The sequence below is a fragment of the Mesorhizobium sp. M4A.F.Ca.ET.050.02.1.1 genome, assembly GCF_003997725.1.
Classification (GTDB): domain Bacteria; phylum Pseudomonadota; class Alphaproteobacteria; order Rhizobiales; family Rhizobiaceae; genus Mesorhizobium.
The window spans coordinates 1-8,044 of sequence record NZ_RZSG01000223.1 but is presented as its reverse complement, the minus strand read 5'-3'; the positions used below and the strand labels follow the sequence as shown (position 1 = coordinate 8,044).

Genomic DNA, 8,044 nt, shown 5'->3' with positions numbered 1-8,044 from the left:
TGTCGATCAAGAAGGAGCTCGCCGGCCACGAGCCGGAGCGCGACGACCTGCAGCGCGAGCTGACTATTTCCTATGACGAGATCGCCGGCCTTGCCCGTGCCGCCGGCCGGCTGGACGATGCGCAGGCCGCCTATGAGGAAAGCCTGAGGATCCGGCTGGCGCTGGCCGCGAAGCAGCCCGACAATGCCGAGCGGCAGCGCGACGTCTCGGTCAGCCATGACACGATCGGCGATCTCAAGCGCGAGCGCGACGATCCCGCCGGCGCGCTCGCTGCCTACCGGGACAGCCTGGACATCGTCGAAAGGCTGGCAAGCCGCGACCCGGACAACACCGAGCTGCAGCGCGATCTGTCGGTCGGCAACACCAAGGTCGGCAACGCGCTGAAGGACCAGGAGAACTGGCCGGCCGCCCTTTCGGCCTACCGGCAAGCGTTGTCTCAGGCTCAGGCGCTGGCCGACAGCGATCCGGACAACACAGACTGGCAGCGCGACCTCTCGGTCAGCCTGGAGAAAGTCGCGGGCGTGCTCGCCATCCAGGGCGATCGCAAGGGCGCGCTCAAGCTCTATCTCGACAGTTTCACCATCGTCGACAGGCTGGCCAGGCTCGACCCGGCCAATTCCGACTGGCAGCGCGACCTGTCGATAACACTGTCCGAGATCGGCATGCTGAAGGCCAAGCAGCGCGACATCAAGGGCGCGCGGAAGGCCTTCGAGGACAGCCTGGACATCCGCCAGCAGCTTGCCCAGTCCGACCCCGAAAACGCCACCTGGCAGCGCGACCTGGTGGTCGCGATGATCGATTATTCTCAGGTCGCGAGGAACCCGAGGGCCGTGCTTTCCGAGGCGCTCGAGCGGACGCTGGAGCTCGACCGCAGCGGCCGGCTGGCGCCGCGATACAAGTTCATGATCAAGTTTCTGCAGGATCGGCTGGCCAGGACAAAATAGCCTGCGGCGCGGCCGCTTCCGGACAGCCGGCTTTCCTGCCCGGAAATGCCGGCAAACCTTGGAAAAACCGGCATTTGCGCCTATATCTAGGACATCAAAACGGCGCGATTCGGAGCCAGTTTCCAGCGCTGGACCAGCAGCCATCAATCAGACAGGTTTTCATGAGCGATCAGACTGAAAGCGCCAATGGCGCGGAAGCCGAGTACGGCGCCGATTCCATCAAGGTTTTGAAGGGGTTGGATGCCGTCCGCAAGCGGCCGGGCATGTATATTGGCGACACCGACGATGGCTCTGGCCTGCATCACATGGTCTATGAGGTGGTGGACAACGCCATCGACGAGGCGCTGGCCGGCCATGCCGACCTGGTCTCGGTGACGCTCAACCCTGACGGTTCGGTCACGGTCATCGACAATGGCCGCGGCATTCCGACCGACATCCACCCCAGCGAAGGCGTCTCGGCGGCCGAAGTGATCATGACGCAGCTGCATGCCGGCGGCAAATTCGATCAGAACTCCTACAAGGTGTCGGGCGGCCTGCACGGCGTCGGCGTCTCGGTGGTCAACGCGCTCTCGGCTTGGCTCAAGCTCAAGATCCGCCGCAATGGCGAGATCTTCGAAATGGGCTTCACGCACGGCAATGCGGACGCGCCGCTCAAGGTCACCGGCGGCTACGAGCAGGACAAGCGCCCCGGCACCTATGAGGGCCGCAGTGGCAGCGAGATCACCTTCTTCCCGTCGGCCGAGACCTTCACCATGGTCGAGTTCGACTATGGAACGCTGGAGCACCGGCTGCGCGAACTCGCCTTCCTCAATTCCGGTGTACGCATCGTGCTGACCGACGCCCGCCATGCCGACCTGGTCCGTCACGAGCTGCACTATGACGGGGGCCTGGAAGAGTTCGTCAAATATCTCGACCGGGTCAAGAAGCCGCTGATTCAGACGCCGATCGCGATCCGGGCCGAGCGCGACGGCATCACCGTCGAGGTGGCGATGTGGTGGAACGACAGCTACCACGAGAACGTGCTGGCCTTCACCAACAACATCCCGCAGCGCGACGGCGGTACGCATCTGGCCGGCTTCCGCGCCGCGCTGACCCGGCAGATCACCGGCTATGGCGATGCTTCCGGCCAGACCAAGAAGGAAAAGGTGTCACTGACCGGCGACGACTGCCGCGAGGGTCTGACGGCCGTTCTCTCAGTCAAGGTCCCGGATCCGAAATTCTCCTCGCAGACCAAGGACAAGCTGGTCTCCTCCGAGGTCCGCCCGGTGGTGGAAAGCCTGGTCAACGAAGCGCTGGGCACCTGGCTCGAAGAGCATCCGAGCGAAGGCAAGGTCGTGGTCGAGAAGGTGATCCAGGCGGCGGCGGCGCGCGAGGCGGCGCGCAAGGCGCGCGACATCACCCGCAAGAGCACGCTCGGCGTCACCTCGCTGCCCGGCAAGCTCGCCGACTGCCAGGAGCGCGATCCGGCCAAGTCCGAAATCTTCATCGTCGAGGGAGACTCGGCCGGCGGCTCGGCCAAGGGCGGCCGTTCGCGCCAGAACCAGGCCATCCTGCCGCTGCGCGGCAAGATCCTCAATGTCGAGCGCGCGCGCTTCGACCGCATGCTGAGCTCCGACATGATCGGCACGCTGATCACCGCGCTCGGCACCTCCATCGGCAAGGACGAGTTCAACGCAGACAAGCTGCGCTACCACAAGATCATCCTGATGACCGACGCCGACGTCGACGGCGCCCACATCCGCACGCTGCTGCTCACCTTCTTCTTCCGTCAGATGCCGGAGCTGATCGAGCGCGGCCATCTCTACATCGCCCAGCCGCCGCTCTACAAAGTGACGCGGGGAAAAAGCTCGCAATACCTCAAGGACGAAAGCGCCTATGAGGAATATCTGATCGATTCCGGGCTGGAGGAAGCGTCGCTGACGTTGGGCTCCGGCGAGGTGCGGACCGGCCAGGACCTGCATAGCGCCATCGACGACGCGCTGGCTGTGCGCCAGCTGATCAACGGGTTGCACACGCGCTACAACCGCAGCGTCGTCGAACAGGCGGCGATCGCCGGCGCTCTCAACGCCGATGTCCTTGCCGATCTCGGCCGCGCCAACGCCATGGCCGAGCGCGTCGCCAAGCGCCTCGACCTGATCGCCGAGGATACCGAGCGTGGCTGGACCGGCCGCCTGTCGACCTCCAATGACGGCGTCGGCGGCTATGTGTTCGAGCGCACGGTGCGCGGCGTGAAGGAGTTCGTGCAGCTCGACGCCGGGCTGATCAATTCGGCCGATGCGCGCCAGCTCGACCGCTATGCCTCGCGCCTGGCCGAAATCTACAGCGAGCCGCCCGTGCTGCGCCGCAAGGAGGTCTCCGAGACCATTGCGGGACCGCTGGCGCTGCTCAACGCGGTGTTCGCGACCGGCCGCAAGGGCCTGACCATGCAGCGTTACAAGGGCCTTGGCGAGATGAACGCCGAGCAGCTGTGGGAAACCACGCTGGACCCGAACGTGCGCTCGCTGCTGCAGGTCAAGGTCACCGACGCCACCGACGCCGACTCGCTGTTCTCGCGACTGATGGGCGACGAGGTGGAACCGCGGCGTGAGTTCATCCAGGACAATGCGCTGTCGGTCGCCAATCTGGACATCTGAAGCCGGCTTATGATAGCGCCTCGGTGGAGCAAGTTGCTCGCCGAGGTGCCGAGCAACTAACGGGTCGACTTCTCGATCGCGCTCAAAGCGGATAGCCCGCGCAACGGCGGCTCGCCTGCGTCGATTTGGGCGTTGATCAACTTTTCATCGTCATCGCTTTTATACGCCTTCGGGATGCCTCTGATCTGGGCCGGCAGATCCCAATCGGCTGGACGATCCCTGGGCGAGAACCATCGGCAGCGTTCGACTTCAACCCAATGACGCCGAAGCCGAAGACAGTTTTCCAATCCATCGTCTCCGTAGCCGAACTCGACGCCGCAGCAGTCACAGATGTTGAATGAGGGTTGCCGACCGTCCTCACCCCAGGGCAGGTCCGGATACTGGCTCAGCCCGCAGACGCGGCACTTGAACTTATCCTCGATCACCCCCGAACATCTCCCTGGCCTGCTCGGCCGTATAGTAGCCGAGCCTGACATCCTCGGCGACCAGCTTCGGGTCACGCTCGCCCGGATCGCCATAGCCGCCGCCGCCCGGGGTGCCGACGCGCACGCGGTCGCCGGCCTTGAGGGAAATGTCCTGCTCCTTGGACAGATGCGGCGGCACATGCGCCTCGCCGCCGCGGAACACCGTCACCGTATTGGGCGCGCCATCCTTGCCGCCGAGCGCGCCTTGCGGGCCGAAGCGGCCATGGTCCATGACGAAGGAGGCGCGGGCATCGCCGCGCAGGATCTCGACCTCGTAGGCCAGACCGAAGCCGCCGCGCTGCTTGCCGGCGCCGCCCGAACCTTCGCGCAGCGCATAGTGGCGGTAAAGCACCGGAAAAGCCTGCTCCATGATCTCGACCGGCGGCGACTTGGAGATGCCGATGGTCGAGCAGCCATTGGTCAGGCCATCATGGCCGGCATTACCGCCATAGCCGCCGCCGGAGATCTGGTACATGACATAGTCGCGGCCGCGCGCCGGATCGTTGCCGCCGAGCGCGAAATTGCCGCTGGAGCCGGCCGGGGCGGCCGTCACCTTGTCCGGCAGCGCCTGGACCATGGCCGCAAAGACGGCCTCTGCGATGCGCTGCGAGACCTCCGCCGCGCAGCCCGAGACCGGACGCGGATAGCGGGCGTCGAGGAAGGTCCCTTCCGGCCGCTTGACGTCAAGCGGCTCGAAGGCGCCGGCGCTGATCGGCACATCCGGGAAGATATGCCGCATGGCGAGATAGACCGACGACAGCGTCGTCGCCAGCACACTGTTCATCGGCCCGGCGCAGGGTTTCGAGGAGCCGGCGAAGTCGAAGGTGAGCGTGTCGCCCTTTTTCTCGACGGCGAGCGCAATCGTCAGCGGCTCGTTCACCACGCCGTCGGAATCGACGAAGGCCTTGGAGCGGTAGACGCCGTCCGGAATGGCGGCGATGTTGGCGCGCATCTGGTCGGCGGCGCGGCGGCGCAGCTCGGCGATCGCCTCGATAACCGTTTCATTACCGTAACGATCCAGGATTCCGTTGAGCCTGTCCTGTCCGATCAGCAGTGCCGCGGCCTGGGCGCGGATGTCGCCGATGCGCTGGTCGGCGACGCGGATGTTGGAGCAGATGATGGCGTAAATCTCCGGATCGAGCACGCCCTTCTTGAACAGTTTCACAGGCGGCAGCCGCAACCCCTCCTGCTCGACGGCGGTGGCCGAAGCGGAAAAGCCGCCCGGCACCGAACCGCCAATGTCCGGCCAGTGGCCGGTGTTGGAGAGCCAGCAAAAGATCTTTTCGCCGCGGTAGACCGGCATGACGAAGCGCACATCCATCAGATGGGTGCCGCCGAGATAGGGATCGTTGACGATGTAGATGTCGCCCGGCTCGGGCGCCAGGCAGCGGCCATCGGCGATCATCTCGATCACGGTTTTCGTCGAATACTGCATGACGCCGACGAACACCGGCAGGCCCTGGCTGCCCTGCGCGATCAGCGAACCGTCAACCGCCGAATAGATGCCGTCGGAGCGGTCATTGGCCTCGGCGATGACGGGCGAGAACGCCGCGCGGGAAAACGTCAGATCCATCTCGTCGCAAACCTGCTGCAGTGCCGCCTGCAGGACCGAAAGCGTGATGGTGTCGAGCGTGCTCATCTCAGGCCTCGCCGATGTCGATGATGATGTTGCCGTCGGCATCCGCGCGTGCCGTGTCGCCGGGCTCGAGCACGGTGGTGGCGTCCATCTGTTCGAGGATCGCCGGTCCTTCGATGACGGCATCGAGCGGCAGTTTTTCGCGGGCATAGACAGGCGTGTCGTGCCAGGTGCCGTGATACCAGACCGGCCTGGTCTCGCGCCGGGCTTCCTCTAGCGTCGCCGCGCGCCCAGCCGGGTCGATCAGCCGCGAGAGATCGATCGCCGGGCGCACACCGGTGACCGAGGTGTTGAGGTTGACGAGGTTGGCGCGGATCTCCGGCAACTCGACCTTGAAGCGGGCGAAATAGGCCTTTTCGAACAGAAGCTGCAGCGTCGCGCGGGTCACGGTAGACAATGGCAGCGGCACGTTGATGATGTGCGTCTGGCCGACGAACTGCATGTCGGCGGAGTGTGTGACGCCGATCATGTCCGGCTTCACCGCTTCCTTGGCAATCAGCTCCTCGCCTTCGCTCCGGTGCCGTTCCAACACCTCGTGAAGCAAGGCTTCATCGAGCAGCGCCACCGGCTGGTTGATCGTGTTGACGAAGTCATGCCGGAGATCGGCGACGACGCAGCCGAGCGCGTTGGTGATGCCTGGCCGCGCCGGGACCAGCACCTTTGGCAGCCCAAGCTCACGGGCGAGTGCCGTCGCGTGCAGAGGCCCGGCGCCGCCGAAGGCGAATAGCGCGAAATCGCGCGGGTCGTGGCCGCGCGCCACCGAGACCATGCGGATGGCGCCGGCCATCTTGATGTTGCCGAGCCTCAGGATTGCGCCTGCCGCCTCGACGCCCGAGAGGCCGGTGCGCTTGCCGATCCTGTCTTCGAATATGCCGGTGACGCGCTCGACGGTGACCGGATTGTCGACGGCGAGCAGTTTCTTCGGCGCCAGCCGCCCCAGCACAAGATTGGCGTCGGTGATGGTCGGCTCGGTGCCGCCGCGCCCGTAGCAGATCGGGCCCGGATTGGCGCCGGCGCTTTCCGGGCCGATCTGGATCAGGCCGGCCGCGTCGACACGCGCGATCGAGCCGCCGCCGGCGCCGACCGTATGCACCGCCACCATCGGCACATGGATCGGCATCGCATATTCTATCTCGATCTCGTTCGACACCGCGGGCTCGGCATTGCGAATCAGCGCCACGTCGGTCGAGGTGCCTCCCATGTCGTAGGTGACGAGGTTCTCGAAGCCGGCGCGCTTGCCCGTATAGGCGGCCGCGATGACGCCCGAGGCCGGGCCGGACATCACCGTCTTTGCCGATTCCCGGGTGACGAAGCGGGCCGAGATCATGCCGCCATTGCCGTTCATGATCAGGAAGTCGCGGGCATAGCCCTTCGCGGCGAGTTCCTTGCGAAGCCGCTCGACATAGCGCTCCAGGATCGGCTGCACCGAGGCGTTGACCGAAGCGGTCACGCCACGCTCGAATTCGCGCGCTTCCGACAGCAGCGCATGGCCGGTTGTGATGTAGCCGTTCGGCCAGATCCCCCTTGCGATCTCGGCCGCGCGCCGCTCATGCGCAGGATTGGCGTAGGAGTGCAGGAAGTGGATGACGAGTGACTCGCAGCCGGCGTCCAGCAGCCTCTGCACCGCATCACGCATGCCTGCCTCGTCGAGCGGGACGCGAACCGCCCCTGATGCCTCGACGCGCTCCGCGACTTCGAGCCTGAGATCGCGCGGAATGACCGGCACAAATGTCCCCGTCATGCCGTAGGGCTGCGGCCTCGTGCGCCGGCCAAGCTCGATGACGTCGCGAAAGCCGAGCGTGGTGATCATGCCGGTCCTGGCCAGCCGGCGTTCTAGCACCGCGTTGGTGGTGGTGGTCGTGCCATGCACGATGAGGTCGATGCCGTCGACAGCAAAGCCTGTCGCGCCGAGCGCCGAAACGACGCCGAAAGCCTGGTTCTCGACTGTAGTCGGGGTCTTGGCGATATGCACCTTGCCGGCATCCTTGCCGTCGATCAGGATGAGATCGGTGAAGGTGCCGCCGACATCGATGCCGGCGACGACGCTGCCCAGGGAATCCCGCGGTTGCGCCGAAAAATTCTCTTTCATTGTCGAAACCCGAAATGCGCGGACTACGGATATGCCTCGGTTTGGAAAGGCGTTTTACGCTACCATCTTGACGTAAATATCATTTGTATACTAATAAATTCCGGACACAAGAGCTTACCGCTTGGCAGTGTGCGAGGAGCACGCCGGAACCTGACCGTTCGGGCGCGCAGGAGAAGGTTTGGCGCCAGCGCCATAAGCCTGGGCCAGAAGGTTGGGTTTGATGAACACGACACCCGCGTTGAACGCCGCCGGCGCCAAGCCGCTGCAGTTCCCGATTC

Annotated in this window: 5 protein-coding genes; 2 read left to right on the top strand and 3 right to left on the bottom strand. The window is 65.1% G+C overall.

The features are described 5' to 3' along the window. Positions 1–944: tetratricopeptide repeat protein (locus EOA33_RS16465; RefSeq protein WP_145989168.1), on the top strand; the 944-nt coding region annotated here is incomplete at its 5' end. Positions 945–1,105: 161 nt separating this feature from the next. Beyond that, complete coding sequence (gyrB, locus tag EOA33_RS16460) at positions 1,106–3,577, top strand: DNA topoisomerase (ATP-hydrolyzing) subunit B (protein ID WP_127406074.1); 2,472 nt, start codon at positions 1,106–1,108, stop codon at positions 3,575–3,577. Between the two features lie 56 nt (positions 3,578–3,633). On the opposite strand, the gene EOA33_RS16455 is transcribed toward gyrB, so the two are convergent. From EOA33_RS16455 to EOA33_RS16445, 3 genes are read right to left on the bottom strand one after another with little or no spacing between them, the layout of a single operon-like run. Continuing rightward, the gene (locus EOA33_RS16455; protein ID WP_210212578.1) at positions 3,634–4,002 is read right to left on the bottom strand and encodes a hypothetical protein; all 369 of its coding nucleotides are present in this window, start codon (positions 4,000–4,002) and stop codon (positions 3,634–3,636) included. Beyond that, positions 3,989–5,680 carry a hydantoinase B/oxoprolinase family protein gene (locus EOA33_RS16450; protein WP_127406073.1) on the bottom strand — a complete coding sequence of 564 codons (1,692 nt, stop codon included), beginning with the start codon at positions 5,678–5,680 and terminating at the stop codon, positions 3,989–3,991. The genes EOA33_RS16455 and EOA33_RS16450 overlap by 14 nt, the downstream gene beginning before the upstream one ends. Position 5,681: 1 nt before the next feature. Continuing rightward, on the bottom strand, positions 5,682–7,766 hold the full coding sequence (locus tag EOA33_RS16445; RefSeq protein WP_127406072.1) for a hydantoinase/oxoprolinase family protein: 2,085 nt from the start codon (positions 7,764–7,766) through the stop codon (positions 5,682–5,684). Between the last annotated feature and the right edge of the window lie 278 nt (positions 7,767–8,044).